Here is a 1,496-nt window from a genome sequence, read left to right as displayed (position 1 = left end):
TGCCTCTCGCTGCATGTGCCGCCCAAATTGCAAGAGTGAACGACATTCCGAAAGAGTTTACAACCCCACCCGCTATGTCATTGACCGTAAACGACTTTCTGCAGAGCACCAGCCGCCAGGAGTTGTGTGTAATGAGGTGCCTTTAGCGGGGGCCTGGTCGAAGATATACCACGGCGTTCCTGCTTGCAGTAGTGTGAAAAGCAGCACGGCAACCCATTCACAACAGTAGGGTTGAGAGCTCCTACACACAATTCCGCCTGTCGAAGCAGGCCGGAAATGGTTCTGCCTTTCGCAGTTGTCAAACACCGGCCTGCCGTTTGATTTACGACAAACAGTCGCATCTATGACATTCGATGTCTAATTACATTGCGCATTGCCAAAGCGCCATGCCATTGGCATATATATTGCGATTGGATGTTTCTTGAGAGCCTGCCTTGACGACGCCTATGGTATGAGCGCCCCCCCCGGTTGAAGCCTAGCTCAGAGCCGATATTTAATATCCCCGGTGAAACTCACAAACGATATCGAAATGGCAGACATCTGTACAACTCAATCACTCCGTTCATGGGAAACGAAGCCGATAGGCTGTGTGGCGGTGTACGGCCGGTCAACGATGAGATCACGGTCATGGGGCGCAGGAATAATGCACGAGGAGAACTTGACTGCTCTAGCGCTATCCCCTTGGCATGGACACGGGTTAAACATCACGCGGACTCTGTCTTACTCGCATTTTTGGTTTTTTTAAAGCCACTGGATGTTAGCCTTTGGTAAAAAATTAAAACTTTAACCTAAATTCCAATAACAACCCCATCCCTTGGGATGGCCAACGAAATGAACAATACCATTACTGATTGGCATAATGATCATTTGTACTTCGCTCATTTACTAGACCTACTCCAAAATCAAATCGGGGCTTTTTTTGAGGGACGACATCCTAATTATCGATTGATAGCTAAAATCGTCGAGTACATGTGTGATTATGGCGATCGCATTCATCACCCTCGAGAGGATGTTGCTTTTTCTTTACTGGTGAAGCGAGATCCCGATATACAGCTCGTGGTGAATCGACTTCTACAGGAACATCTAGTGATCGCGGAAACCAGCGCCCAACTACTTGACCACTTCAAGGGCGCCGAATGGGACGTTATAACGCCTAGAGACGTGTTAGTGGCGCAAGCGGCAGTATATCTTGCTTACTATCGCAATCATCTATCTTCCGAGGAAAAGCTAGTCATGCCACGAACAGGGGAGATGCTGACTGCAGAGGATTGGGCCAAAGTCGGTGCCGCCGTCGTTCCGGAGAGCGTTCATCCGGTATGTGGGATAAGTCTTCAGGAGCATTTCGCGACATTGCGCAAGCAAATACATGATGAGGAGCAGTTGGATCGGTGAACTGAATACCGGCGACCCTTTTTCCAAGTCACAAGCGGCATACAAGTTGACACCTTTGACCTCTAATGAGCGATACGTTGTGAAAGCGTTTCGATCAATTAGAC

General features: G+C 48.7%; 1 protein-coding gene. It reads left to right on the top strand.

All coding sequences use genetic code 11. From position 1 onward, the window contains the following. The first annotated feature begins 831 nt into the window (after positions 1-831). Complete coding sequence (locus tag MKD50_RS30315; protein ID WP_115671149.1) at positions 832-1,392, top strand: hemerythrin domain-containing protein; 561 nt, start codon at positions 832-834, stop codon at positions 1,390-1,392. Positions 1,393-1,496 lie beyond the last annotated feature (104 nt).

It is taken from the genome of Cupriavidus mimosae, assembly GCF_023952485.1.
GTDB classification, from domain to species: Bacteria; Pseudomonadota; Gammaproteobacteria; order Burkholderiales; family Burkholderiaceae; genus Cupriavidus; species Cupriavidus taiwanensis_C.
The sequence above is the reverse complement of the archived record's forward strand: the minus strand, read 5'-3'. Positions and strand labels throughout refer to the sequence as shown.

What these genes read in the sequence shown, in the direction of transcription:
- MKD50_RS30315 (WP_115671149.1), top strand. Translation starts at nt 832, where the DNA reads ATGAACAATACCATTACTGATTGGCATAATGATCATTTGTACTTCGCT.